Origin of the sequence: Brevibacterium rongguiense, from assembly GCF_009857845.1 — a bacterium.
GTDB lineage: Bacteria > Actinomycetota > Actinomycetes > Actinomycetales > Brevibacteriaceae > Brevibacterium > Brevibacterium rongguiense.
Window position 1 is genome coordinate 1 of the sequence record NZ_WWEQ01000009.1, and the last position, 25,591, is coordinate 25,591.

Sequence of the window (25,591 nt, forward strand, 5' to 3'; positions counted from 1 at the left end):
CGCGCCTCGGCGCCGGGAGCACCAGTCCGCGGCCGCGCGCCGCGCCCACCCCGTCGCCGCCCCCTGAGCCGGCGCACCGGGCCGCCGCCGGCGGCCCATCCGATCCGCAGCACCCACCTACGCAGCCCGCACCACCGAGCAGAGAAGGACACCGACATGACCGCGATTGCCACCCCGAACCAGCTCCAGTCCGCGATTGCCCCCGTGGCGATCGGCGAGCACCTGATCGGGCCGGGCCAGCCGGTGTACATCATCGGCGAGATCGGCATCAACCACAACGGCGACGTGGAGATCGCCAAGCGCCTCATGGACGTGGCGAAGGAGGCCGGCGCCCAGGCCGTGAAGTTCCAGAAGCGCAACCCGGACGTCGCCGTGCCGGAGGACCAGAAGTCGAAGATGCGCGAGACGCCGTGGGGCACCATGACGTACCTCGAGTACAAGTTTCGCGTGGAGTTCGAGGAGGCGGAGTACGCGGAGATCGACCGCTACGCCAAGCAACTGGGCCTCCAGTGGTTCGCCTCCCCGTGGGACGTGGACTCCGTGGTCTTCATGGAGCGCTTCGAGGCCGTCGCGTACAAGATCGCATCCGCCTCCATCACGGACTTCGACATCCTGCGGGCCGTGCGCGCCACCGGCAAGCCGGTCATCATGTCCACCGGCATGTCGACGATCGAGCAGATCGACGCGGCCGTGGCCGAACTGGGCCGCGAGAACCTCATCCTCATGCACGCGACCTCCACGTACCCGCTGCCAGCGGAGGAGGCGAACCTCCTGGCCATCCCCATGCTCGCCGAGCGCTACCGGGTGCCCGTGGGCTACTCCGGCCACGAGATCGGCACGGAGATCTCCGCGGCCGCCGTGGCCCTGGGCGCCGCGACGGTCGAGCGCCACATCACGCTGGACAACACGATGTGGGGCTCGGACCAGAAGGCCTCGATGGAGCCCGAGGAGTTCATCCGCCTGGCCCGCGAGCTGCGCACCGTCCAGATCGCCCTGGGCGACGGCCGCAAGCGCGTCATGCCCGGCGAGGAGTCGAAGATCGCCTCGCTGCGCGTGAAGAAGTAGGGCGCCCGCGCCCGACTGCGCGGCCGTCGGCCCGTTCCGGGTTGGCGGCCGCGCCGGCGTGCGGGGCGCCCTGTGCCCGGTGCTAGCGCCCCGCGCGGCAGCCGCGCCGCCGCCGCTGACCTTGCCCGCCCACCTTCGGCCCGACAGGATCACATGCCCGCGCTCTCCCTCATCATCCCGGCCAAGGACGCCGCTCCGTACCTGCCCACGATGTTTGCCTCCCTGCACCGGCAGGGGCCCGTGCTGGAGACCACGCAGATCATCTTCATCGACGACGGCTCCGCGGATGCGACCCCGCAGCTGCTGGCGGAGCACGGGGCCCGTCTACCGCACTTCGAGGTCATCCGCAATGAGACCGCGCGCGGCCTCGCGAACGGCCGCAACCAGGGCATCGCTGCGGCTCGGGGCCGTTACATCGCATTCCTCGACGGCGACGACTGGCTGGCTCCGGGACACCTGAGCGCCATGGTCGAGGCGATCGAGGGCCTGGGGGTGGACTTCGTGCGCACCGATCACGTCCAGGTGGAGGCGAGCGGCAAGCGCGTGCTGCGCCGGGCGCCCATGGCGGTCCGCGATGCGGTGCTCGACCCCCGGTTGGGCATCCTGCCCGTGCACGATTCGACGATGGTCGACTACCCGTTCGCCTGGGCGGGGATCTTCGACGCCCGCCTGGCCGAGCGCGGCCTGCTCCAGTTCCCGGCGGACTTCATGACGGCCGAGGACCGCTCGTGGATCTGGGGGCTCCACCTGGGCGCCGATTCCTTCGCCGTCGTCGACTCCCCCGGCATCCGCTACCGCCGCGGGCTGCCCAGTTCGCTCTCCCAGGTCGTCGACGCCCGCCAGCTCCAGTTCTGCGATGCGTTCGCCGCGATCTTCGCGCTCGTCACCGCGGATGCGCAGGCCGAGCGCTTCTGGGCCAAGGCCGCCCGCAACTGGCTGGCGATCCTCCATCATCAGACACAGCGGTTCGCCGCCGGCTCCCCGGTGGCCCTGCGCCGCGAGTTCGCCCGCAGGGCCCGCGCCGTATCCGCACCGCTGCCGCCGGCCACCGTGCACGAGGTGTTCGCCGCCGCGCCCCGCAAGCGCCAGGCCGCCGTCCTGCCGTTCCTGCCCGAGCGCCGCGCGCTCCTCGCTCGTTCCTTCTGAAAGGCGTCCATGAAGCAGATCTTCCTGGCCTCGACCTACTTCGAAGTGGTGGGCCTGGCCGCCGGCATCGACGCGGGCGCCTACGACACGGCCGTCCTCCCCGCTCTTGCCGGGGGCGGCGCCGACGTGGGGCGTCCCGCGATCGAGGAGCGGATCCTCGTTGTCAGCGACCACACGCTCGCCCCCGAACTCGCCGTACCGCTGGACGAGCGGCCCGGCATGGCGCCGCTGCTGCGCCGCTTCGACCGCTTCGTGCGCCTCAACGAGCTGCTCGCCCCCCTCCAGCCCAGCGAGTGGCGCCCCCGGGAGGAAGACCTCCCGCTGCTCGAGCGCAGCGTGCGCGCCCAGTGGGGCCTGGGCTCCGGCTCGGTCGAATTAGTTCTGGAATCGCCCCAGGTCAACCCCGCCATTGCACTGGCGCGGATCTTCCGCCGCGCGCCCCTGCGCGTGCACGCCGACGGGCTCATGAGCTACGGTCCCACCCGCTCGACGATCCCGCTGGGCATGGGACAGCGCCTCACCTCGCTCCACTACCTGCCGCTGGCACCCGGACTGCGCCCCCGCCTGCTCACCGAGTTCGCCATCGCCCCCGTGGCCCTGGATGCGGGGGCGTTCCGCGCGGTCGTGGCGGAGATCGCTGCTGCCGCCGAAGACGACGTGCGTGCCGCCCTGCCCGGATTCGCGGGCGACCGGCCGAGCGCGCTCATCGTGGGCCAGTACCTCGCCGCGCTCCGGCTGATGACGCAGGAGGAGGAAGAGGACCTGCACGTCTCCATGCTCGAGGCGGCCCAGCGCCGCGGGATCGACACCGTGGTCTTCAAACCGCACCCCGCGGCGCCCCCGACGACGACGGCCCGCCTCGAACAGCGGGCCGCACAGCTCGACGTCGAACTCCATGTGCTCACCAGCCCCGTGATCGCCGAGGCCGTCATGGCGCTCCTGCGCCCGACCGTCGTCATCGGCGGCTTCTCCACCGCACTGGCCTCGGCCAGCGCCCTCTTCGACACGGCGGTCGAGGCGGTGGGAACGGAGACCATTCTCGCGCGGCTCAAGCCCTACCAGAACTCCAACCGCATTCCGGCGACGATCGTCGACGCCTCGTTCGCGGCGGAGAACCCGCCGGCACTGCAGAAGCTCATCGACGCCGTCGCCTACTGCATGCAGCCCCAGCTCGCGGGAAGCCTCCGCCCGGCCGCGGAGCGCCTGCTCCCCGAGCTCTCCGCGCAGCAGCGGCGGCGCTGGTTCCGCGCGCGCCGCACCCAGGCCCTCCAGCTGCCGACCGCGGCGCCCAAGCGGCGGATCGGGCGCTCCACGGTCAGAGCGTGGGGCCGGCTGGCGCTCGAGGCGACCAGGCTTCACCTGCCGCGCGCATAGGCCGGAGCGAACCCGGCGCCACCACAGGGGCCGGGCCGGGGCTCACTGCCGGTCGCGGGCACGCTGTGCGGATCGACGCACGCGCGCCGCCACTCCCCTGCGCACGCGAGCGGCAACCGCCTTCGTCTCACGCGCGATGGTCCGCACGCTCTCGGCGCCGCCCGCCGGAGCAGTCTCGGACTCGGGGACCGCCGGGCGTGCAGGCCGGTCAGGACGATCCTGTGCGGCCACGGCACGGCCTTCGGCCCAGTAGCGGAAGACGTCGAAGACATCGCCTGCCACCGCGTCCTCATGGGCCCCGCCCTGCAGGCAGCGCGCGTCACCGGCCCCCGGCTCCGCCAGGAACTCCGCCAGCGCCATCCAGCCGGCCCGCGGCCGGAAGCGCAACTGGCCGGTGCGGTCGCCGAAGACCGCGAAGATCCGCTCGAAGGCCTCACGCAGCCCGGCATGGACCTCGCCGCGCACGGGATCGTCGACGACATCGGCCGGTTCGACGCGCGGGACGGCCTCGGCGCCGTCCAGCGCGAATCCCACGCATGTGTCCAACCCCGCCGGGGTGAAGAGGTACTCCACGAGGCCGCCCGTGCGGAAGAAGACCGGATGGTTCGCGTATTCGTCCACCGCGGCGCCGCTCAGGCGTGCGAACTCCCAGTTGTGCTCCATGGTGGTGAAGTACAGGCCGCCGAGCCCCCTGCTCGTCGCCTCCGTGATGCCGCGCTGAGCGGAACCGGAATAGCCGATGTCCACTACGGCGGGGTGCGAGGCGCCGTCAAGCGCGCGCCGATAGTAGTCCACCGCGGCCGCGTTCGCACCGTGGGTGTGTTGGCTGATCTGGGCCGCGTACTCCCCCAGCGCGTTCTTCACAGCATTCATGTACTCGCGGCCGATCGGCTCGAAGGGCGAGCCGGGTCCGGCCGCGGCGATGCGCCGGCCGAATTCCTCGGCCACCTCGGACCCGAACCGGGTGACGAGCAGATTGTGCACCGTCGTCTGGGCGCTCAGGCCGTGGACGAGTTCCGTGTAGGCAATGTGCCCACGGGTTTGGTTGAAGACGGTGAACATTGCCCGTCGGGAGCTGTAGACGTATTCCAGGGAAGGGCCCGGTTCGCGCAACTGCACAAGCCGCCTGCACAGATCCAGCGGCACGAACCCGTCCCGTGAGAGGAAAGCGAGGAGGTCGTACCCCCGGCTGCTCGCGGATTCGAGGATCCACTGCGACCAGCCGAACATCGCCTGGCTGATCGCCATGTACCCCACCAACCGGGCCTCGCCACCGCACACGGACTCCGAGTCGAACCGCCGGAAGGGGTTGTCGAAGACCTCGGCCCAGATGGCACCCCGGAAGAGGGCGGCTGTGCGCTCTTCGCGCACTCCGCCCCACAGCCGGTGAAGGCGCTGGTGCCGCAGGGCGCCTGCCGTATGGCTCGGCAGGTGGGCGGCGCGCATGCCGCAGCGGCGGGCCCGCTCCACGTCGTGATCGGCCCGATCGCCGATGTGGAGGATCGCGGATGGGTCGAGCCCGAGTTCCTCCGCGACCCGCGGCAGGAGAGTGCCTGCGGCCTTCGTAGCCTGCAGGTCAAGAGAGCTAAAGAGCTGGTCCGGGGCAACTGGAAGCTTGCCGAGCGCCACCGCCTCGAGCTCGTCTGCGGTGAAAAAGGTGTCGGTAGTGATCACCCATGGCTTGCCGAAGGCGCGTGCCGCGTGAACGAGCGCCACGCCGGCGCGCCGCGGCTCGACGAGCTGCGCTTCGAGTTCCACTTCAGCGGCGTGCATCGCCTCTGCTGCTGCGGACGAAAGCCCCAGAGTCTCGGCGATGTAGGCGTAGACGGCGGTCAGCCCGTATTCGGGCTGTTCTTCACCGTGGGCCTTTGCGGCAGCGCGCAACCGGCCGAACGCCCCACCGCGCACTTCGGAGAAGCGGACGTAGGAGGGCAGGTCACCAACAAAGCACTCGTCGAGCAGCGCGTATACGTCGGAGGGCTGCACGGCCGGTCGCTTGACGAGCGTATCGAACAGATCGAACGACACAACGCGGACTTCGGGATTCGCAACCTCGCGCAACAGCACCGTGAAATCCGCGGTGTAGGTCGAGCTCGTCAGGCTCAGCTGTCCCACGTCTTCGTGCATGGGCGGCACCGAATGAACGCGGCGCAGGAACGCAGGCAGTGCGCGCGACAGGCGATCGCGCTCCGGAAGCTCATCGAGCGTGGGGATGCGCGCGGCTAGCGCGATTTGGTTGCTCGCGAGGCCCTCGTTCTCCACGTCGATTGCAAGCGCAGCATCGAACGGCGCCAGCGATTCGATCCGGTAGGACGGCACATCGAAGTACTGCGGGGCCGTGAGCAGGCTCGTGGAATTGATAGCGACCACCGCCGCGGGTCTGCTGGTGACGAACAGCTCTTCCAACAGGACATCGTGGCGCTCAATGAGGAACGTTCGGTCCCGCACCCACCCGGGGACGCGCGCGAGGATGAGATCGAAGAGCCCCGACCGCTCGCGGGGATGTTCCTTATAGGCGATCCGGTAGCCACGCTCGGCGATCGCCAGAATCGCTGCAGCGTACTCATCTGCCGCGCCCTCGGGACTGGAGATACCGCCCTTGCGATGCAGATACTGCTCGATGACCACGACACAGTCGGGGCCGAATTCCACGTGCTGTGGGCGCAGCTTCGCGGTGCGGGCGAGGAGTTCGGAGAACCGCGGGCGGTCAAGAAGGCCGAAGCACTCGGGCTTGCTGGCGGCGTCCGGTGACACGAACGCGTCCAAGTAGTTGTGCAGGTAGACACCCTGAAGGCGCCCGTTGGTCCGATACTTCCCCAACAGGCCCGGGTAGTACGAGGCCATGCCCTCCTCGTAGAGCAGCACCGCGGCGTCCGGGTAGGCGGCGAAGACCCGGTTGTGCAGCCACGTGTTGTGGGTGAAGAACATCCTGACCTCATCAGGCTGGCTCAGAGCTGCCATCCACCCACTGTCTTCGAATGAGCGAATATAGGTACTGGGATCGGTGAGGAAGACCACCGAGTCGATGGGCGCCAACGCGCGCATCGCGGATTCCATTCGCGCGTTGTCCGCCTCGTCGGCACTGAAGAGCCCCAGCACCGTTACCGAATCGGTCTCTGCTACAGGCTTCGCGGCCAGGCAGGTGAGGAACCCGAACAGACCGTTGACCACAAAGAGCCGCTTCATTCGACAATCCCCTTCAGCAGGCGCTTCGCCTTGAGCACTCGCGTTTTGATCCGTACCTTCAACTCGTCGCGCCGGTGCCCGGTGGATTTCAAAGCCAGAGCCAGGACCCTGCGGTTGGCCAGTGATTGAGGGTTGCGCCGCAGGGCTGCACGGCTGATCTCGATCGCCTCTCCCGGCCTGCCGTTCGAAAGCGCGTCTTGGGCGCGTTCAAAGTCCTTCCTGCGACGCGGTCGGACGGCACCGGCCGGTCCCCGCCCCCGTTGGGCGGGGGCCCGGCGGGCCGCCACGCTGACGCGATCGCGCAGCTGCACAATGAACTCGATGCGCTCGCGATCGCTGAGCTGCTCGAACCACAGCTCATCGAGCGAAGACCATTCGGGCTCCCCCTCGAGCCCCCAGGGCTTTGGTCCCACGTAGTGCAGAACGCGGGCGCGCTTGAGCGGAATGACGTCGGGGAAACGGGTGATCACCCTGCGCAGCGTGTTGAACTCCGGAGGGAGCCAGGTGATCTCCCCCTGGTAGACGTTGAGGAACCCCTGGTCCCCGCCGTCATAGGACGGAGTTGTGGGAATGCTGTCGAGGATTCGCAGATATTCGTCGCTGTTCGGGCTGACGACGAAGACGCCCGAATTGAAGGTCCGGTTCTCCAGGCGGAGTCCGAAATCGGGGGCGGCAGCAAAACCCTCATAGGCGAAGAGTGGGTCAGTCTCCCCCAGCACGATCGTATCGGCGTCCAAGAAGACTGCTCGATCGAGGAACGTGAGGCCGAAGACTTCGAGCTTGGTGAACGTGTTGGCGAAGCGCAGTTGGTGCGATTTCAGCTGGTGGGGATTACGCAGCGAATTCACGTCGTGCAGCCGAACGTTCCCTGATTCGAAGACAGCGTCGGCGAAGTCTGCCCCGGGAGGGACCATGAGGATCAACGGCACATCACTGACCTTGGCCAGCGAATTGGCCAGAGCGCGCACGCCCCACAGGTAATCGGCGGAATCACACATTGTCACGTAGGCGCATCGCAGCTCCCGCCCATCCGGCCCCACCGGCAGTAGCGCACTGAGGTTGGTGCGCGCCTCACGGGATTTCGCCTCGGGCACCAGACGGTCCCCCGTCGGCACCTTCGGAGCCGGTTCGAGAAGCCGAGCGAGGAGAGCACCCGTCGTCACGTCCTCGAAACTGGTCTCCGGAAAGGCAGCTACGGCGGCGAGGAGCACACCCACGTCGATGTTCGTCATGTCCCACGAGTCATAGCGCCGCTGCGGGGAAAGCTGGGGAGGCACAGGTGGTGCCGGTCGCGCGCGGATGAAACCGCGCCCCGTGGTCACCCGCATGAGCTGGGGGTCGAGAATGAGCACACGGGTGTATCCGAGCGCTGCGACAGCGGCCACCATGGTGCTCGTGGGACCGGGGCGCAGATCGCGCATGAACAAACACGCCACTTCGGGTCGCGCGGCCAGCAGGCCGGAGACATCGACGACTTCCGCGTGCCCGGCCCGTGTGATCTCATCGGCCGGCACGCGGCTGCGCGAAGGATCTGCGAAGACGGTGCCCACCTCATATTCCCCCCGTTGGAACACTCGAGCGATATCCGCCCCAGAAGCACTCGCCTCCGGAAACCAGCCCGCCACGCGACGACCGAATGCGAAGCCCGTCTCCGAGCTGAACTCGCCTGCTCGGAAGACGTCGACATGACCAGGGATGAGGGAATAGTCGATCTCACCCGCCCCGATCCGAGGATCGACTACCAGTGCGACATCCGAGCGTCGTTCCATTGCGCGTCGGGCCCCTATCGAGTTCGCGTCCGCACACGGTTGCACGGCATCCTCAGCAGGCTAAGGGCCCTGCGACGCCTGTTTGACCACGCCCGCGCGGGGTTCACGCGAAGTTCGAATACGGTTCACTTTGCATCGCGCTCTATCGAGCTGACCGTCGGCTCGTCCCCGGCCGATGACCGCCGGCGGAACACCGCGCAGGGCGCGCCCAGCGACACGATCCAGCCGGGCAGGCTGGCGCGCATCGGCCGGAAGACATCGCGGTAGTTCGCGACCCGCAGGCGCCGACTCAGGGGCGGGGCGCCGGGGCGGCGCCTGCACACGCGCTGCCCCGCCGAGGCGCGGGCCGGTGAGCGCGTCAGCTTGGGTTCGTCGTCGTACGGGGGCGCCTGCGGGCTGAGCTGGGCGCGCGAGGCGAGGAGGAGTGCGGGCGGGCGCGGCCGTCCGGGCCTCACCGCCGGGCGCGGTGGACTTCGACGGCGCTGGCGGCGATGTCGGCCAGGCCCAGCTCGGCCTTCCAGCCCAGCTCCGCGGCGATGGACGAGGTATCGGCGACCAGGCGGGGCGGGTCGCCGGCGCGGCGGGCACCGATCTCCGCGTCGATGGGCTCGCCGAGCGCATCGGACAGCGCTTCGATGACCTCCTTGACGCTGGCCCCCTGGCCGGTCCCCACATTGAACGAGGTGTGCTCGTTCGTCCCGGCGGCCAGGGCGTCGAGCGCGGCGATGTGGGCGTCGGCCAGGTCCTTGACGTGGATGTAGTCGCGGATGCAGGTGCCGTCCTCGGTGTCGTAGTCATCGCCGAAGATGACCGGCGGCTTCCCGGCGGCCAGGCGCTCGAGGACGATGGGCACGAGGTTCATGACGGCGGTGTCGGCGAGCTCCGGCCAGCCGGCCCCGGCCACGTTGAAGTAGCGCAGCTTGATGGCCCGCAGGTCCGTGACCGCCATGACGTCGTCGATCATCCACTCGCCGATGAGCTTCGTCTGGCCGTAGGGGTTGATGGGCCGGCAGTCGGTGTTCTCGGGGACCGTCAGGCGGTCGGGCATCCCGTACACGGCGGCCGAGGAGGAGAAGACGAGGCGGTCCACACCCGCATCCCCCAGGGCCGCCAGCAGGTTGGCCAGGCCGTCGACGTTCTGCCGGTAGTACCAGAGGGGGCGCTCGACGGACTCCCCCACCTGCTTCTTCGCGGCGAAGTGGATGACGGAGTCCACCCCGTGGGTGAGCATGGCGTCCTTGAGCGATGCCTCGGCCTCCGGCGCGGAGAGGTCGATGCGCTCGAGCGGCAGGCCTGCCACGCGCTCGGGGATGCCGTTGGACAGGTCGTCGACGATGACGACGTCGTCCCCGCGCTCGCGCAGCAGTCGTACCACGTGGGAGCCGATGTAGCCGGCGCCGCCGGTCACCAGGACAGACATACTTCACCTTCTGGTCAATTGCTGGTCAACGTCGTGACTCATCATGGCATGGTCCCCCGTCGCCAATCTGCAAAGGCCGCGCTCCGGATGTCGGATGAATCCCACGCGTTCGTGGAATCGCCCCTGCAGTTCCTCTCTGCGCTGGAGGCACACGAACCGGGTGAGCAGCTCATCATCCATGCCCGCAAGAAGGCGGCGGGCATGGCGAGCTTCCTCAAGCAGCTTCCGCGCGAGCTCATCCCCCACGGTGTGGCAGTGCTCACCGCGAAACCGCACCCGGAGGCGCTCATCGGCGCGACCGGGCGCATCCTCATCGGCGATCCGTTCTCCGGCAAGTTCCAGAAGCCGCTGCTCATGGCCACGGGGCGCATCCGGGCCTCGTTCGTGCTGCTCGACGACGGCTATGCCACGGTGCGCGCCGCGCGGCTGCTCTCCGACCGCCACCGCCAGTCGCTCGTACGGGCCAAGGCGCCGGCCTCCACCTCGCGGCGCCTCATGGGGGTTGCGGCCGCGTTCGTGTTGCGCGGCGCCATGCGCCGCGGCCGCCTGTCCTGGCACACGGCGCTGCCGGTCGACGACCGGCTCGCGGCCGCGTTCGCCGCCGCGGGCGGGCGGTTGGAGCGACACGCATTCGAACGGCTGCGGTCAGCCGAGTGCTCCGATCCGGAGCTCGTGCAGACGGCGCAGGCACACAGCTTCATCCTGGGCACCGCCCTGGCCGCCGACGGCCTCATCGATGCCGAGGCCTATGTCGACTGGGTCCGCGAGCAGGCAGCACTGGGCCCTGCCCTCTACTTCGCCCACCGCCGGCAGTCGAAGAAGCTTCTCAAGCGCCTGGGCGCCATCGAGGGCCTCACCGTGCTGCCCGCGGGCCTGCCCGTGGAGCTGCGCATGGCCCGCGCACCGCGCGGTGCGCGGGTGGCGAGCCTGCCCTCCACGGCGCTGACCACGCTGCCGCTCATCATGGCCGCCCCGGACCTGCAGGTCACCCCCATCCCCGCCGAGTGGTGGACCGGCACGGGCACAGACGCCCTGCGCCGGGAGCTCAACGAGCTGGCGCTCGCCGCCGCGACGCGCGCCCGCCAGCAGCGCGATGCACCGGCCCGCGCAGACGGCACCGTGCCTACCGCCCGGTCCGAGGCGAGTGCGGGCGCGGCAGCGGATCCCTCAGCCGGCAGCGGGGGCGGGCCCACGTCCGCGGCCGGTGCCAGCCCGGTGCCGGTGCCCGGCACCCCGCCGGGAACGCTGGCCCCGCGCCGGCCGGTGCGCATCGTCGCCGTGTCGGACAGCGAGTCCTACCTCAAGTGGGCCGCCCACACCCTTGACGGCCTCGAGGGCTTCGACGCCCGCCCCTGGCTCATCGACACACCCATCCGCCCCACGGCCGAACAGGTGGCAAACGCCCTGGCGGGGACGACGTGGGAGGACCTGCGGATCCCCCTCATCGACCGCTCGCAGCTCGCCCGCGAACTCAGCGTCGTGGCACCGGACGTGGTGCTCGCGGCCTCCACGGGGCCCGTGGTCCAGCAGGTCTTCGCCTCCGCCGCCGGGCTCGAGCACCGCCCCGGCCTGGTCTCCGGGCTGCCGGGCGTGGGGCTGCCCGCCCGCCGCAAGGGGATGGAGTACCGGCGCCTGGGGGATCTCTTCATCGCCCACTCCGAACATGAGCGGCTCGCCTACGAGGCGGTGGCCCGCAAATGCGAGGTCCCGGTCGAGGTCGTCGTGGCCCGGCTGCCCATGCTCACCAGCCCGCTGCCGCCCTGCGCGGCGGCCCCGGCCGCTCGTATCGACACCGTTGTGTTCGCCCCGCAGGCCAAGGTGCCGGCGGATCCGGTGCAGCGGGAGGAGATCCTGCTTGCGCTGGCGTCCTTCGCCCGCAGCAACCCGGGCGCGCAGGCGATCGTCAAGGTGCGCAGCCGCCCGGGCGAGCAGGAGACCCACCGCGAGCAGTTCACGTATGCGGCGCTTCTGGAGCGCCTCGTGAGCACCGGCCGGATCGGACCGGACGAGGTGACGGTGGGCATCGGCCCCATGAGCCGCTTCCTGCAACCGGGCAGCGCGCTTGTGACGGTGTCCTCGACGGCCGCGCTCGAGTCGATCGACCGCGGTCTGCCCACGCTCATCGTGTCCGACTTCGGGGTCAGCGACGAGCTGCTCAACGCGGTGTTCGAGGGCTCCGGCATCCTCGGCACCCTGGCGGACGTGGCTGCCGGCCGGTTCGGGTTCCCCACCCGTGCGTGGCTCGAGGCGAACTACTTCCAGCCCGCCGATCACCGCCTGCACGATGCGCTGGGGCTCCTGGCCACCCGGGCACGCGAACACCAGCTGAGCGATCTGCGGCGCGCCGCGCGCGTCCAGGATCTGCGCCGACTGCGCGCGGAGATCCGCACGCTGACGCCGGATCCCGTCGTGCGCGCCTACCGACGAGTGCGCTACCGGCCCGTACGCCGGGCCTAGGTTCTAGCGACGCCGCCGCGGCCGGAGCGCGAACCGGCCGGAGTGCGCACCGCGTTCGGTGCCAACCGAGGCCTCCATCGCCGCAGACGGCTCGCCGGTGGGTTCACCGGCGGGGTCCGAGCGCGGCTCGGCTGACACCGGGGCGGCTCCCCGCACCCGAGTGCCGCCGGTCGTGGAGCCCTCGTCGCCTTCGCCAGCCGGCGCCGGTCCGCTGACCACCGAGTCCGTCGTAGACGGCGCCGCGGATTCCACCGCTTCCCGTACCGCAGGCTCCTCACCGTCGGCCGTGTCGGAGTCACCCGCGTCGGCGGCCTCGGCGGGAGCGCCGGTAGGAGCGCAGGTGGGTTCACCACGCGAATCGTCCGCTGCAGCCTGCGGGCGAGGGGCCGCAGGTCCCCGGCGCCGCGCGGCAAGCGCCATTACGGCGACCGTGGTCATCGCGATCGCCGGCCAGTAGGCATAGCGCAGGTTGGGCGCAGGGACGATCGGGACGTAGCCGAGCAGGTAGATGAGTGACGAGGCGCTCAGGCAGATCGCCACTCGTCGGAAGCGGTGGAGCCGGCGGGAGAGCGCGCATCCGGCGATCGCGGCGGCCAGCCAGAACCACACCTGGAACGTCCAGCCCAGCGCCCCGATGCCGAACTTCGTCACGTACGTCAGCATGATCTGGTTCTGGATGGGGTTGGCCTTCTCCAGCCCAGGGGGCAACTCGCTGACCGGAGCGTCGAACTTGTAGTTGGTGTTGAAGAGGAAGTGGGCGTAGACGAGCGTGCGATAGCGCAGGTACTCCACCGGGTGCGCGGTCGTCTGCCGGATCCACAGATCTTGAATGGCATCCGCATCGTCGATGGGGGCGAACGTGAGATTCGGGTCGTCACCCCGGTAGCAGCGCCAGTAGACGTTCGAGATCTGCTTGGATCCGTCCAGGGGGCACAGGGAGCGGATGCCGCGCAGGTCCGCCCTCAACCGCTCGGGCATGGGCTCAGTGGCGATCTGCTCGTCCGTGAGCGTGAAGGACAGGTCGTCCAGGTAGATCTGCGTGAGCTGACCGGTGTGCTGCGGGCGGGCAGCGGCATCGGCTGCCTCGGCGCCACCGGCCACCAGACCCGCGAAGACGATCGTCACGGCCAAGAGCCCCGCGAAACGCCGCTTGGGCACGCCGCGCAGCCGCCGCCAGGGCTTCCACAGGAGGGATCCGGCAAACAGCGCCAGGCGCGTGCCGGCGGCTGCCTGGCACCAGACGAACCACAGCACGGGCAGGATGGCGAACGCGGCATTCTTGCGCACCAGGGTCGCGTAGACGAGGAACACCACGGCGAGGATGAGTAGCGGCAGGCGCACCGGCAGCCAGCGGCCGCGCAGCCTGGCCATGTGCAGCGCAAGCACCACCGCGGCGAACAGGCACGCGGTCATCCCCGTGTCCTTCCACACCAGCCCGGCGAAGTTCAGGCACCACGGCGCCAGCAGCGGCAGGAAGCCCAGCAGCGAGACGAGTCGGCGGCCGGTTGTCAGGAAGATGTGGAGTGCCAGGCCGAACGCGGCGGCAGAGAAGACGATAACCTGGCAGACGAGCAGGGAGCCCACGGCGCCCGTGGTCTGCATGAGCCAGCGCCACAGCAGGGCCTGGATGACCGGGTGCCAGTCGTTGAAGGGAATCTGGCCCTGCGCCTGCCGCAGCTGGAAGACCATGTCGTCGTTGAACCCGCCGGGATAGAAGGCCTCGATGATGAACTGCGCCCCGGCCCACCCGCAGGCCGCCAGGACGAGTACCCACAGTGCAGCGGCCCAGCGCCCGGGCAGGAACTGCCTGGGCCGATCGTGCGTGGTCATGCGTGTGCGGGCTCTCGTCAGTCGGCGGCGGACCCGCTCACTGTACCCGAGGCCACCCGCCCCTCACGTACCCCGCGTTCGCCCTCACGGGAACGGCGCACAAGGCGGGTTGTCGGACCGGAGGCCAGCAGCATCCACGCCGCGGTAATGGCCAGGGCCGGCCAGTAGGTGTAGCGGAAGTGGTTGGCCGGCGCGATGAAGAAGTAGGCCGCGATGTAGCACAGGGCGGAGCATGACAGCACCCAGACCTCGAAGCGGAACCCGCGCCTCCGGGCCGTCATCACGAGCGCGCCGATCCCCGCGACGGCCCAGAACCAGGGCTTGAAGAAAAACCCCAGGGTGCCCGCGGTCGCCTGCACGTAGGCCTCGATGCCGTGCTCCGCACCCGGAAGGGCGGCGTGCAGGCCGGCGGCATCCGCGTCCTTCGTCTTGCCCGATGGCCAGTACTCCAGGCGACTGGTGAAGAGGTAGTAGTCAAACACGTGGGCACGGTAGGCGCAGTAGCGCAGGGGGTGCGGCAGTACGTGGCCGCGCCAGGCCTGGGCGATGGCGCGCTGGTCGGAATCCGACAGCGGTGAGTACATGGCGCCGGACTCCCCGCGCCCCCAGCAGTTCCAGTAGGCGTCCCAGCGCTCCCCCATGGCCTCGCACTGTGTGCGCGCTCGCTGCGCGTGGGCGACGAACTCCGGTGGCAGCCCCGCGGCGGCCAATTCCTCCCGCGGAACGGAGAACAGCACATCGTCGAGCATGATCTGGCTGCTCTGGCCCGTCCGCTGCACGCGGTGGGCGGCATCGACGGCGGCACCCACCGCCGCGGTGGTTCCCAACAGCAGTGCGAGCACGCCCGCCACCGCCGCGGCGCCCACGAGCCGGGGCCGGGGCAGGCGGCGGGCGCCTCGGGCGCGGGCAACGCAGCGGGCGAGCTGCCAGGCGATCGCGCAGGCCAGCGCGAGCACCGCCGCGACGGCATTCTTGCGCACCCCCGTGCCGTAGACCAGCAGTACCGCAACCGGGACGAGCAGCCACAGGGTACGCGGGGCACGAGGGAGGATGAGGAAGATCAAACCCGCAGCGACGAGGAAGGCCACCGCCATCTGCGTGTCCTTCCACAGGATGCCCAGCTGGCTCAGCGACCACGGCGCCAGGAGGCCGGCGAGCGGGAGCAGCGAGGCGACTCGGCTCCCGGTCCGGCGGAGGACGAGCACGCACAGCAGCCACCCGGCCAGGCAGTAGAGCCCCACCTGCAGGGCGAGCAGGGTGCCCAGCTGCCCGGTGAACCCGAGGAGCAGCTGCCAGAGCGCACTCATGATGGGCGGGTGCCAGTCCGTGAAGGGGATGCGGCCCTGGGCCTGGAGGGCCTGGTAGGCGATGTCGTTGTTGGCGCGCCCGGGCCAGTAGACGACGGTGAGCGCGGTTGCGAGCGCCGTCCACACGAGCGCCAGGAACCAGCGCCAGGCGCCACGGCGCGCACTCACGCGTGCGAACGCGGCGCCCACGGGCTCACCCCGCCCGGCGAGGTCGTCGGCGACGTCGGTGACGACGACCTCCTTCTGCGGGGCGTCGCGGAAGACCCAGGTCCGGTAGGCATAGAAGCGGAAGACCATGCCCAGGGCAATGCCGATGACATTCGTCGAAAGGTTGTAGCTGAGCCGGTCGTGCAGCCCCAGCAGGTACCAGGTAACGCCCAGAGGAGCGAGGACGACGAGCATGCCGATGAGATTCACGACCACGAACATGACGAAGCCGCGCACATTCGACCCCGAGCTGCGGTCCTCGTAGGTGAGGAACTTGTTGCCCAGCCAGGCCACGATGATGCTGGCGATCGTGGAGATGATCTTCGCCTTGAGGGGGCTGTCGTGCAGCACCGCGGGGAAGCCGAAGAGGCCGTAGACCAGCAGGTTCGACAGCCCGACGTCCACGAGGTAGCTGATGCCCCCCACGAGGAGGAACTGGAAGACCTCGGCGGCCAGTGACTGCCAGCGGGAGGGAAGGCGGCGGATCAGGAGGATGGCGTCGCTCCGCTCTGCGGAGGAATACCGCGGGAAGACACAGGATCCTCGTTAGAGGACGAATTGCGGCCGACCACCGGGAAATCCACCGGCGCAGGCGCGGTCACGACAGGCGGAGCGAGTTCCAGGTAGCACAGCCGAGAGGCCTCGCGGCGTGCGCGGCGCAGCCCGTCGACGATGAGGCCAACACTGCCCAGGAGGAAGGCGAGGACTGCGAAGGCAGCGGCGAGGATGGCCGTGGGGAAGCGCGGGACCAGGCCCGTGTGCCAGAACTCGAGGATCACGGGGATGCCCAGCGCCAGGGAGAGTGCGCCGAAGACCACGGTGAGCCCCCCGTAGAACAGGTAAGGCCGTTCGTGGCGGACCAACTGGGCGATGATGTTGAGAATCCGGAAGCCGTCGCCGAACGTGGACAGCTTCGACTCACTGCCCTCGGGGCGGTCGCGGAAGCCCACGGGGTACTCCGCGGTGGGCAGGCGCAGCGACATCATGTGCACGGTGAGCTCGGTCTCGATCTCGAACTGCTTGCTCACGGCGGGAAAGGACTTGACGAAGCGGCGGGAGAAGACGCGGTAGCCAGACAGCATGTCCGTCACCGGCGCCCCGAACAGGCGGCTGGTCAGCTGGTTGAAGGCGCGGTTGCCCGCCTCGTGACCGGGCCGGTAGGAGGTCGTGTCCTGCGTGTCCTGGCGCACGCCCAGCACATGGTCGTAGGGTCCGTCCAGCAGCAGTTCGATCATGCCGGGTAGGTCGGCTGCCTCGTACGTGTCATCGCCGTCGATCGTGACGTAGACGTCCGCGTCGATGTCTGCGAACGCTCGCCGGATGACGTTGCCCTTGCCCTTGAGGCGCTCCGTGCGCACAACGGCTCCGGCGGCGCGCGCGGCCTCCACCGTGCGATCGGTGGAGTTGTTGTCGTAGACGTAGACCGCGATGCCTGGCACGGCGGCTCGCAGGTCGCGAACGACCGTGCCCACGGTGATCTCCTCGTTGTGGCAGGGCACGATCGCGGCGATACGCAGTGTTGCGGCGCAGTGTTCCGTGTCCATTCACCCGTTCCTCAAAGCGAGCCACAATGGGCCTAGCCCAATTCCTGCGCTACGACGCAGCGCAGGAATCTTATCATGGGGCACGCGACCCGCTGCCCAGTCTAGATGCCTGCGCGGCGCGATCAGTGCACCTTCAGCAGCCGGCGCAGGTCCCCACCGAGGGTCTTGGCATACGTAGCGGAGACGTGGTTCGCGTCGCGGTAGACGAGCACGGAGCCGATGACGGCGGGGCACTCGTCGAGGGTACAGAAGAGTCCCGTGGGCTTGACGGTGAGGATGCCGCCCACGTTCTTTGCGGCCGTGGCCATGGCCTGGTTCGCACCGGTGTCCTCCAGACTGTCGCGGCGCTTGAACGAGCAGGCGTTGGGATCATCCGGGTGAGCGGAAACGCAGTCGGCCACGGAACCTCCCCCGGGCGGCTGCGGCGCGTCCTGGAGCGCCACCACGTCGATGCCCGCGCGGCGCAGGGGACGCATAACCTGCTCGTAGCCCCATACCCCGGCGACCCGCTCATTGGCGTGGCGCGTGAAGTCGTCCACCGCCGGGTTCGTCATGAGCACGCGGTCCGGTTTGGATGCGATGAGGTCGGAGAGCACGGTGCGGTTAGGAGCGGTGCAGGTGGACGTTCCGCGCTCTCCGAGGGCGCGCGGTTGCAGCGAGAACGGGCACGAATTGTGCAGGTAGACGACGATCTTCCAGTCCGTGCCCTCATAGGCACGCTTGAGCGCCGGGACCCACATGCTCGTGTGCGAATCGCCCACGACGGCCAACGTCTTCGTGCCCCCCGGGTTCGCGACGGTGCAGGGGGTCGTGGTGGCGCCCTGGGCTGCTGCCGGCACCCCCTTGCAGTCGTAGTGCGGCTCGTCGTGCACGGCCTCCGCCGGAATCGGCACGATCCGCCCGTCGCTGTTCGGGGCATAGAGGGAGAAGCGCGTATCGGACAGGGCCGCCGCTCCCATGCCCGAGGCGCGGCCGGCACGCAGGTCCGCGGTGCGCTCGCGCTCCTCGGAGACGGCGTGTGCGAAGACCGCCTGCGGAACGACTGCGACGCCGGCGGCGACGGCCATGGCGGTGACGGCTGCCTCGATCGTCAGCCAGCGGCGCTGGCGCAGGAGTCCGTTGAGTCGCAGAGGCTGCTCGACGAAGTAATAGCTGGTTGCGGCCAGTCCGAGGCTGACGACGATGAGAGCGAGGCCCGTGGCCAAACCGGGGTGCTCACCGCGCACGGCCACATAGAAAGTGACGACGGGAAAGTGCCACAGGTAGAGCGAATAGGACCAGTTGCCCAGCAGCTGCACCGGGCGCAGATCCACCAGCGGGGTGAGCGAGCCAAGCCCGCGCGTGCGGCCGGCGGCGATGACGGCGGCGCAGCCCAGCACGGGGGCAAGCGCGGTGGCTCCGGGGAATGGCGTGGTCGCACCGTAGAGCGCGCATGCGGCCCCGATCGCCGCCAGCCCGGCGAGCGCGAGGAGATTGCGCAGCGCGGGCAGGCGGCACGGGTCGCCGAGCACGCAGGCCAGCACACCACCCATGCCCAGTTCCCACACGCGGGACGGGGTGACGAAGTAGGCGGCGGGATCACCATGGGCGACGCTGACCTGGCTATAGACGAGCGATGCGACGACCACGGCGGAGAACACCACGAGGACGATCGCGCGGGTGCGCCGCATCCGATGCAGCTCATCCGTGGAGTGGCGCCGCTGCAGAGCCACGACCGCCCAACATGCCGCCAGAACGAGCAGCGGCCAGACGACGTAGAACTGCTCCTCCACGGAGAGCGACCAGAAGTGCTGGAAGGGCGTGTCCGCCGCTCCCTGCGTGAGGTAGTCCACGGACTTCGCCGCCAGTGCGAAGTTCTGGAAGTACAGCGCGGAGGCGACACCCTGCCAAGCGGTGGGCGTCAGCTGGCTGGCAGGCAGGAAGAAGCATGAGGCGGCGGCGGTGACGATGATGGCAATCGTGGCCGCGGGCAGGATGCGCCGGGCCCGGTTGGCCCAGAAGCCCAGCAGGGAGATGCGCCCGGTCCGGGCGGCCTCCCCCAGCATGTGACCGGTAATGAGGTAGCCGGAGATGACGAAGAAGACGTCGACGCCCACGAAGCCGCCGGGCAACCACGCTGGGTTGACGTGGTAAACGACCACCGCCGCCACGGCGAGGGCGCGCAGCAGCTGGATCTCGGGGCGAAACGTCCGGGGCACCCGGCAATCCTAAGCATCCCTCCGCCCGCGCTCCCGCAGCGCCGGGGCGCGGGAGCCGGGGCGCGGGAGGCGGGGCGCGCAGATTTAGTGATCTTCGACACAGTCTGCGCGTTCTCGGCCCTCATATGTCGTTTCGCGTCATTCGCGCCAGGTCCCGGCGCCCGCGTGCCGCACCCTGTCTAGGGCCCCGCGCGCATGCGGCGCCCGCGAGCCCGTGACTGCGAAGGAGTCCCCGTGATCGAACTGGCCGGACTGCGCAAGGAGTTCGCCGGCACCGTCGCCCTCGACGGCATCGACCTCAGCGTGCCCGCCGGGCAGATCCACGGCATCGTCGGCCGCTCCGGCGCGGGCAAGTCCACGCTCATCCGCTGCCTAACCGGCCTCGAGCGGCCGTCCTCCGGCTCGGCCGTCATCGACGGGATCGACATCACCGCCCAGCGCGGGGCGGCGCTGCGTCGGGCCCGCCGCAGCATCGGCATGGTCTTCCAGCACGCGAACCTTCTCGATTCGCTCACGGCGGCGGGCAACGTCGCCCATCCGCTCAAGGTGGCGGGGGTGGGCCGCGCCGAGCGCCGCCGTCGCGCGGCCGAGCTGCTCGACCTCGTGGGCCTGGGCGATCGGGCGGACAATCACCCGGCCCAGCTCTCCGGCGGTCAGCAACAGCGGGTCGGCATTGCCCGGGCGCTGGCGGCGCAGCCGCGGATCCTGCTGTGCGACGAGCCCACCTCCGCGCTCGATTCGGCCACGACCGCCCAGATCCTCAGCCTCATCGCCTCGCTGCGCGAGTCCTTGGGCATCACCGTGCTCATCATCACCCATGAGATGTCCGTCGTCCGCGAGGCCTGCGATGCGGTCACCCTCCTGGCCGATGGCCGCGTGGCGAGCACCGGTTCGCTGCGGCGGGTGCTCGGCGAGCCGGGCACCGCGCTCGCCCGCGACCTGCTGCCCCTGCCGGAGGGCAGGGAGGACAGCGCCGCCGAGGTGCGAGCCAGCGGCCGGGCCAGCGTGCAGGTTGCGCTGGCGGGCACCTCGGTCCCGGAGCTCTTCGCGCTGGCCGAGACGGCGGGCGCGCCCATTGCGGGCGTCGAGGCGGGCACCCTGGAGACGATCGACGGCCTGCAGGTGGGCCGGCTGCGGCTGCTCACCGACGATGCGCAGGCGCTGAGCGGCGCGCTGCGAGCCGCCGGCATCCATGTGGAGGAGGCGGCATGAACCATCCCATGTGGCTGGACAACCCGGCCATCACCGCCGAGCTGCTGCCCGCGCTCGGTCAGACGCTGCTCATGACCGCGTTCGCCGCGCTCATCTCCGTGCTGCTGGGCCTGCCGCTGGGGATCTGGCTGTGGGCGACGGCGCGGGGCTGCCTGGCCCCACGGCCCGCGGTGCACCGCGCGCTCAGCGCGCTCGTGGACCTGGGGCGCTCGATTCCCTTCATCATCCTCATGATCGCGCTGATCCCCTTCACCCGCTTCATGGTGGGCACCGCGCTGGGCTGGCAAGCCGCGGTCGTGCCTCTGAGCGTGGGGGCCATCCCGTTCTTCGCCCGGCTCGTCGAGGCCGCGCTGCGCGATGTGCCCCACGGCAAGGTGGAAGCGGTGCAGATGATGGGCGCCGCAAACGGCCAGATCATCCGCCAGGTCATGGTGCCCGAGGCGCTGCCCGGTCTCATCAGCGGCGCCACAGTGACCGCGGTGACACTCGTGTCCTACACCGCCATGGCCGGAGCCGTGGGCGGCGGCGGCCTGGGCGCGCTCGCGATCTCCTACGGCTATCAGCGCTATCAGTCCGATGTCATGATCGCCTGCATTGCACTGCTCGTCCTCGTCGTCGTAGCCATCCAGTTCGCCGGCGACCGGCTGGCCCGCCTGGCCGACCACCGGCGCTGAGCGCTGCCTCATCACCTGTTTCTGCCCATCGCACTCGAAGATAAGGAATTCCCTTGCGCGCACTGATCCCTCTCGCGGCCCTGACCGCAGCCACCCTCGCCCTGTCCGGATGCGGCCTGTTCAAGGGCGATGACGAGGCCGTGGGCAAGGAGAACAACGGGGTCACGACCCTCACGGTGGGTGCCTCCCCCGTGCCGCAGGCGGACATCCTGCGCTTTGTGGGCGACAAGCTGGCCGGTCAGAAGAATCTCAAGATCGAGGTCAAGGAGTACACGGACTACACGGCGCCGAACAAGGCGCTGGTGGACGGGGATCTCGACGCCAACTACTTCCAGCACGAGCCGTACTTCGAATCCGAGGTCAAGGGCCAGGGCTACGACCTGGCCCACTACTCCGGCATCCACATCGAGCCCTTCGCGCTGTATTCGCAGAAGGTCAAGAACGTCAAGGACCTCAAGGACGGCGCTCAGGTGGGCATCAACAACGACCCGTCCAACCAGGGCCGCGCCCTGGACCTGCTGGCCAAAGCGAAGGTCATCACGCTGGCCGATGGGAAGACGGCCGCGGATGCCACCGTTCACGACGTCGCGGACAATCCCAAGCACCTGAAGTTCGTCGAGGCCGATGCCGCACAGCTCGCTCGTTCCCTGGCCGACGTCGACGCGAGCGTCATCAACGGCAACAACGCGATCGAGGCGGGCCTGTCGCCGACGAAGGACGGCATCCTCGTGGAGTCCGCGAAGGACAACCCCTACGCGAATTTCCTTGCCGTGCGGAAGGCGGATGAGGACAACGACAAACTCAAGGAGCTCGACGGCCTCCTGCACTCGCCGGAGGTGAAGAAGTACATCGAGGACAAGTGGAAGGACGGCGCCGTTCTGCCGGCGTTCTGAGTCGCGGCCGGGTCCGGCGCGCGGCGAGCCCAGCGCCGCACCGGCCGGTGCGGCGCTGGCGGGCGCTCAGAACAGGCCGGTGATCGTGCCGTCGTCATCCACGTCGATGCGCAGCGCGGCCGGGGACTTCGGCAGCCCGGGCATCGTCATGATGTCCCCGCAGATCGCCACGACGAACCCCGCGCCCGCGCTCAGCCGCACGTCGCGCACGCTCAGCGTGTGGCCGCTCGGCGCTCCCCGGGGCGGCGGGGTCCGTGCTGAAGGAGTACTGGGTCTTCGCAATGCAGACCGGCAGGTTCCCGCAGCCGTCTGCTTCGAACATCGCGAGCTTCCGCCTGACCGCCGCGGGCAGCTCGACGCAGCCGGCGCCGTAGATCCTGCGCGCAACGGCTTCGATCTTCTCGGCCAGCGGCAGCTCCAGCGGGTAGGCAAACCGCTCGGCTGGGCCGGCTGTGCCTGCGTCTTGCCGTCCCGGCCCGCCAGCGGCTCGCACGACGGCACGGGCGAGGTCGAGGGCACCGCGGCCGCCGAATGCCCAGTGCTCGGCCGCCTCGGCCGCCACCCCGCGCGAGCGCAGCGTGGCGAGCACTGCCTCGACCTCCGCATCCGTATCCGAGGGGAAGCGGTTGAGGCTGACGACCACGGGCAGCCCGTAGACCTCCGTCAGGTTCTCGATGTGCCGGTCGAGGTTGGCCATGCCCGCGGCGATCGCCTGAACGTTCTCCGTCTCCAGTTCCGCCTTGGGCACTCCCCCGTGGAACTTCAGCGCCCGCACGGTGGCCACGACGACCGCGGCGGAGGGCCAGATGCCCGCCGCCCGGCACTTGATGTCGAGGAACTTCTCCGCTCCCAGATCTGCGCCGAATCCCGCCTCGGTCACCGCGTACATTCCATGGGTGAGCGCGGCGGTGGTGGCGAGCACGCTGTTGCAGCCGTGGGCGATGTTGGCGAACGGGCCGCCGTGGACGAACGCCGGGGTGTGCTCGATGGTCTGGACGAGGTTGGGCGAGAGCGCGTTGCGCAGCAGGGCCGTGAGTGAACCCGCTATTCCCAGATCGGCGACCGTCACCGGCTGCTTGTCGAACGTGCGCGCCACGACGATGCGGCCCAGGCGCGCCTTGAGGTCGCGCAGCGAGGTGGCCAGGCAGAACACGGCCATGACCTCGCTTGCCACCACGATGTCGAACGCATCCTCACGCGGCATGCCCCCGGTGTACCCGCCCAGTCCGATTGCCAGCTGGCGCAGGGCGCGATCGTTGAGGTCAACGACTCGACGGATCTCCACGCGCCGCGGATCGATGCGCAGCTCGTTGCCATGGTGGATGTGGTTGTCGACCATGGCGGCCGCAAGGTTGTTGGCCAGTGCGATGGCCGCGAAGTCACCCGTCAAGTGAAGGTTGATGTCCTCCATGGGAAGGACCTGAGCGTAGCCACCGCCCGCGGCGCCGCCCTTCATGCCGAACACGGGCCCCAGGCTGGGCTCTCGGAGTGCGAGCACTGCCGGCGCACGGCCAACGGGTACCTGCCAGCCCTCCTCCTCGGCCAGCCGGCTGAGGCCATCGGCCAGCCCGATGCTGGTCGTCGTTTTCCCCTCGCCCGCCGGCGTGGGGCTCATGGCGGTGACGAGGATGAGCCTGCCGAGACCGCTCGAGCCCGCCGCATCGCGGTTCTCGATGACGCGCATGGCCGGGATCTTGGCCTTGTCGTGCCCGAACGGCGTGATGTCGTCCGCACTCAGGCCCAGTGAGGCGGCGATGTCGCCGATCGGCAGGATAGTGGCGGCGCTGGCAATGTCCAGATCGGTCGTCATGGTGTCATCCTGCCACCGTAGGTAGATGGACGGGAGGTGTCGGCGCCAGGAGCAACACACCAACGAGGCTTTCCATCTCCCGCGGGGCACCCGTCCGGTGCACATGCTGTTTCAAGCGGAACTAACTAGAATCGGTCGCTGACTCTGCCCCTACCGTAAGGACGATCCGTGGCCGGACTGCTGCGCAACACCATCCGCCGAGCACTGAGTTCGCCTGCTTGGAAGCGGACAAGCCGTTGGATTCGAGGCATCCCGGACTACACACATCTCGAGGCGCAGTACGAGAAGGAGAGCATCGACGCCGAGGTGATCGCCTATTTTGGCGACGCCCGGGCCAAAACCTACCAACTCATTCAGTGGTTGCCGGTCCTGGAGGAACTCGCCAAGCACCACCGTGTGGCAATCGTGCTCCGGAGGCCCAGTGCAATCGCGGCCGTCTCCGAACACACGAATCTGCCTATTGTCTACCAGCGCCGGTTCCTGGACTTCATGAACATGCTGTTCCGGTCACACTGCCGCCTGGCGATCTATGTGAACAACGGCATGACGAACTTTCAGGCGCTGGGGTATGCACCCATGGTCCACGTCCACGTCAATCACGGCGAGAGCGACAAGATCAGCATGGTATCCAACCAGGCGAAGGCCTACGACCGCGTCTTCGTGGCAGGTCAGGCAGCGGTCGAGCGCCACCGCCGCGCCCTGCTCGACTTCGACGAGTCGAAGCTTATGAGGATTGGTAGGCCGCAGCTCGACATCCCCGCCCCCAATGTCCTGCCGCGCACGGTGCTGACAACCGTCATGTACGCACCCACCTGGGAAGGCGAGAACGATGCGAACAACTACACCTCGGTTGACGCCTACGGCCCGCAGATCGTCCGGGCCGTCCTAGGACTAGGCGGTGTGCGCCTCGTATACAAGCCCCACCCAAGGGTGGAGAACAGCGCCGACCCGGTAATCGCAAAGGCCAACGCCGAAATCCTGGCGCTCATAGAAGCCGCCGGGGGTGAGCACTGCGTGCAAATGCAGGGAAATATCCTCGGCATGTTCGAAGCCGTCGACCTCATGATCACCGATGTCTCCAGCGTGGGGCTCGACTTCCTCTATATGCGCCCAGAGAAACCGTTGCTGCTCACGGACCGTCGGAACGACCCGGAAACGCTCCACACAGAAGCCCCAATTACCCGCGCTACCCCGGTGCTCAGTGAGGCGAATGCCGATGACATTAGAGGTCTCATTACCACGATGCTCCACGAGGACCAGGAAGCGGGAACCCGCGCCAAGATGCGCACGCACTACTTCGGCGCAGGTGCTGTTGGAAGTTCTCTCGAGGCGTTCGTAGGGGCAGTGACAACGTTGCTGAGGGAACGCGAAGACGAACTCCGCGGGCATACCGAGACCCGTGACAGCGGAGCCGTCGAAGCAGGCTAGCGAATTCCGCCCGCCGCGCGACTAGAATTGCCGAACTCGTGCCGAGTCCCGTCCCCACGCCATCGATCGCA

16 protein-coding genes and 1 pseudogene are annotated in these 25,591 nt (G+C 69.2%); 8 read left to right on the forward strand and 9 right to left on the reverse strand.

Translation table 11 applies throughout. From position 1 onward, the window contains the following. Window positions 1-156 precede the first annotated feature (156 nt). The 3 genes from GSY69_RS03365 (at window position 157) to GSY69_RS03375 (ending at window position 3,585) form a co-directional block, all read left to right on the forward strand. Complete coding sequence (locus GSY69_RS03365; protein ID WP_160952479.1) at window positions 157-1,065, forward strand: N-acetylneuraminate synthase family protein; 909 nt, start codon at window positions 157-159, stop codon at window positions 1,063-1,065. 153 nt (window positions 1,066-1,218) lie between these two features. Beyond that, entirely contained in the window at window positions 1,219-2,211 is a 993-nt protein-coding gene (locus GSY69_RS03370; RefSeq protein WP_160952480.1) for a glycosyltransferase family 2 protein, read from the forward strand. A 9-nt stretch (window positions 2,212-2,220) separates the two neighbouring features. Beyond that, window positions 2,221-3,585: a polysialyltransferase family glycosyltransferase gene (locus tag GSY69_RS03375; RefSeq protein WP_160952481.1), complete on the forward strand. Its 1,365-nt coding sequence runs from the start codon at window positions 2,221-2,223 to the stop codon at window positions 3,583-3,585. Window positions 3,586-3,627: 42 nt separating this feature from the next. On the opposite strand, the gene GSY69_RS03380 is transcribed toward GSY69_RS03375, so the two are convergent. The 4 genes from GSY69_RS03380 to galE form a co-directional block, all read right to left on the reverse strand. Next, window positions 3,628-6,771, reverse strand: coding sequence for an HAD family hydrolase (locus tag GSY69_RS03380; protein WP_160952482.1), 3,144 nt, complete (start codon window positions 6,769-6,771; stop codon window positions 3,628-3,630). Next, a complete protein-coding gene (locus GSY69_RS03385) occupies window positions 6,768-8,321 on the reverse strand; it encodes a glycosyltransferase family 8 protein (RefSeq protein WP_160952483.1) in 1,554 nt (517 codons plus the stop codon). Before GSY69_RS03385 ends, GSY69_RS03380 begins: the two co-directional genes overlap by 4 nt. A gap of 344 nt (window positions 8,322-8,665) precedes the next feature. After that, on the reverse strand, window positions 8,666-8,995 hold the full coding sequence (locus GSY69_RS03390) for a hypothetical protein (protein WP_160952484.1): 330 nt from the start codon (window positions 8,993-8,995) through the stop codon (window positions 8,666-8,668). Continuing rightward, window positions 8,992-9,960, reverse strand: coding sequence for a UDP-glucose 4-epimerase GalE (gene galE / locus GSY69_RS03395; RefSeq protein ID WP_160952485.1), 969 nt, complete (start codon window positions 9,958-9,960; stop codon window positions 8,992-8,994). Before galE ends, GSY69_RS03390 begins: the two co-directional genes overlap by 4 nt. Window positions 9,961-10,047: 87 nt before the next feature. On the opposite strand from galE, the gene GSY69_RS14425 reads away from it, so the two are divergent. After that, window positions 10,048-12,417: a DUF6716 putative glycosyltransferase gene (locus tag GSY69_RS14425; protein ID WP_235936251.1), complete on the forward strand. Its 2,370-nt coding sequence runs from the start codon at window positions 10,048-10,050 to the stop codon at window positions 12,415-12,417. 3 nt (window positions 12,418-12,420) lie between these two features. Here the strand turns inward: GSY69_RS14425 and GSY69_RS03405 are convergent, their stop codons facing one another. The 4 genes from GSY69_RS03405 to GSY69_RS03420 all read right to left on the reverse strand — a co-directional run bounded on the left by GSY69_RS03405 (window position 12,421) and on the right by GSY69_RS03420 (window position 19,503). Continuing rightward, window positions 12,421-14,247, reverse strand: coding sequence for an ICP22 family protein (locus GSY69_RS03405; RefSeq protein WP_160952486.1), 1,827 nt, complete (start codon window positions 14,245-14,247; stop codon window positions 12,421-12,423). Window positions 14,248-14,264: 17 nt separating this feature from the next. Next, window positions 14,265-16,187 carry a GtrA family protein gene (locus GSY69_RS14115; protein WP_328698749.1) on the reverse strand — a complete coding sequence of 641 codons (1,923 nt, stop codon included), beginning with the start codon at window positions 16,185-16,187 and terminating at the stop codon, window positions 14,265-14,267. Window positions 16,188-16,246: 59 nt separating this feature from the next. Beyond that, window positions 16,247-17,305 carry a glycosyltransferase gene (locus GSY69_RS03415; protein WP_160952487.1) on the reverse strand — a complete coding sequence of 353 codons (1,059 nt, stop codon included), beginning with the start codon at window positions 17,303-17,305 and terminating at the stop codon, window positions 16,247-16,249. 122 nt (window positions 17,306-17,427) lie between these two features. Continuing rightward, the gene (locus tag GSY69_RS03420) at window positions 17,428-19,503 is read right to left on the reverse strand and encodes an acyltransferase family protein (RefSeq protein WP_160952488.1); all 2,076 of its coding nucleotides are present in this window, start codon (window positions 19,501-19,503) and stop codon (window positions 17,428-17,430) included. A gap of 234 nt (window positions 19,504-19,737) precedes the next feature. Between GSY69_RS03420 and GSY69_RS03425 the strand changes: the two genes are divergently transcribed. Genes GSY69_RS03425 through GSY69_RS03435 form a run of 3 tightly spaced genes read left to right on the forward strand, consistent with a single transcriptional unit; the run spans window position 19,738 to window position 22,282 of the window. Next, complete coding sequence (locus GSY69_RS03425; protein WP_160952489.1) at window positions 19,738-20,715, forward strand: methionine ABC transporter ATP-binding protein; 978 nt, start codon at window positions 19,738-19,740, stop codon at window positions 20,713-20,715. Beyond that, window positions 20,712-21,389, forward strand: a complete 678-nt coding sequence (locus GSY69_RS03430; protein WP_160952490.1) for a methionine ABC transporter permease — start codon at window positions 20,712-20,714, stop codon at window positions 21,387-21,389. The genes GSY69_RS03425 and GSY69_RS03430 overlap by 4 nt, the downstream gene beginning before the upstream one ends. 53 nt (window positions 21,390-21,442) lie before the next feature. Continuing rightward, entirely contained in the window at window positions 21,443-22,282 is an 840-nt protein-coding gene (locus tag GSY69_RS03435; RefSeq protein ID WP_160952491.1) for a MetQ/NlpA family ABC transporter substrate-binding protein, read from the forward strand. 66 nt (window positions 22,283-22,348) lie between these two features. Here GSY69_RS03435 and GSY69_RS03440 read toward each other — a convergent pair. Continuing rightward, window positions 22,349-24,092: pseudogene (locus tag GSY69_RS03440) on the reverse strand (formate--tetrahydrofolate ligase). A gap of 168 nt (window positions 24,093-24,260) precedes the next feature. On the opposite strand from GSY69_RS03440, the gene GSY69_RS03445 reads away from it, so the two are divergent. Then, window positions 24,261-25,520, forward strand: a complete 1,260-nt coding sequence (locus GSY69_RS03445) for a CDP-glycerol glycerophosphotransferase family protein (RefSeq protein WP_328698750.1) — start codon at window positions 24,261-24,263, stop codon at window positions 25,518-25,520. Window positions 25,521-25,591: the final 71 nt, after the last annotated feature.

Bases quoted from the DNA above. Each gene is read 5' to 3' on its own strand.
- galE (WP_160952485.1), bottom strand. From the start codon at position 9,960: ATGTCTGTCCTGGTGACCGGCGGCGCCGGCTACATCGGCTCCCACGTG.
- GSY69_RS03430 (WP_160952490.1), top strand. From the start codon at position 20,712: ATGAACCATCCCATGTGGCTGGACAACCCGGCCATCACCGCCGAGCTG.
- GSY69_RS03415 (WP_160952487.1), bottom strand. From the start codon at position 17,305: ATGGACACGGAACACTGCGCCGCAACACTGCGTATCGCCGCGATCGTG.
- GSY69_RS03380 (WP_160952482.1), bottom strand. From the start codon at position 6,771: ATGAAGCGGCTCTTTGTGGTCAACGGTCTGTTCGGGTTCCTCACCTGC.
- GSY69_RS03365 (WP_160952479.1), top strand. From the start codon at position 157: ATGACCGCGATTGCCACCCCGAACCAGCTCCAGTCCGCGATTGCCCCC.
- GSY69_RS03405 (WP_160952486.1), bottom strand. From the start codon at position 14,247: ATGACCACGCACGATCGGCCCAGGCAGTTCCTGCCCGGGCGCTGGGCC.
- GSY69_RS03370 (WP_160952480.1), top strand. From the start codon at position 1,219: ATGCCCGCGCTCTCCCTCATCATCCCGGCCAAGGACGCCGCTCCGTAC.
- GSY69_RS14425 (WP_235936251.1), top strand. From the start codon at position 10,048: ATGTCGGATGAATCCCACGCGTTCGTGGAATCGCCCCTGCAGTTCCTC.
- GSY69_RS03375 (WP_160952481.1), top strand. From the start codon at position 2,221: ATGAAGCAGATCTTCCTGGCCTCGACCTACTTCGAAGTGGTGGGCCTG.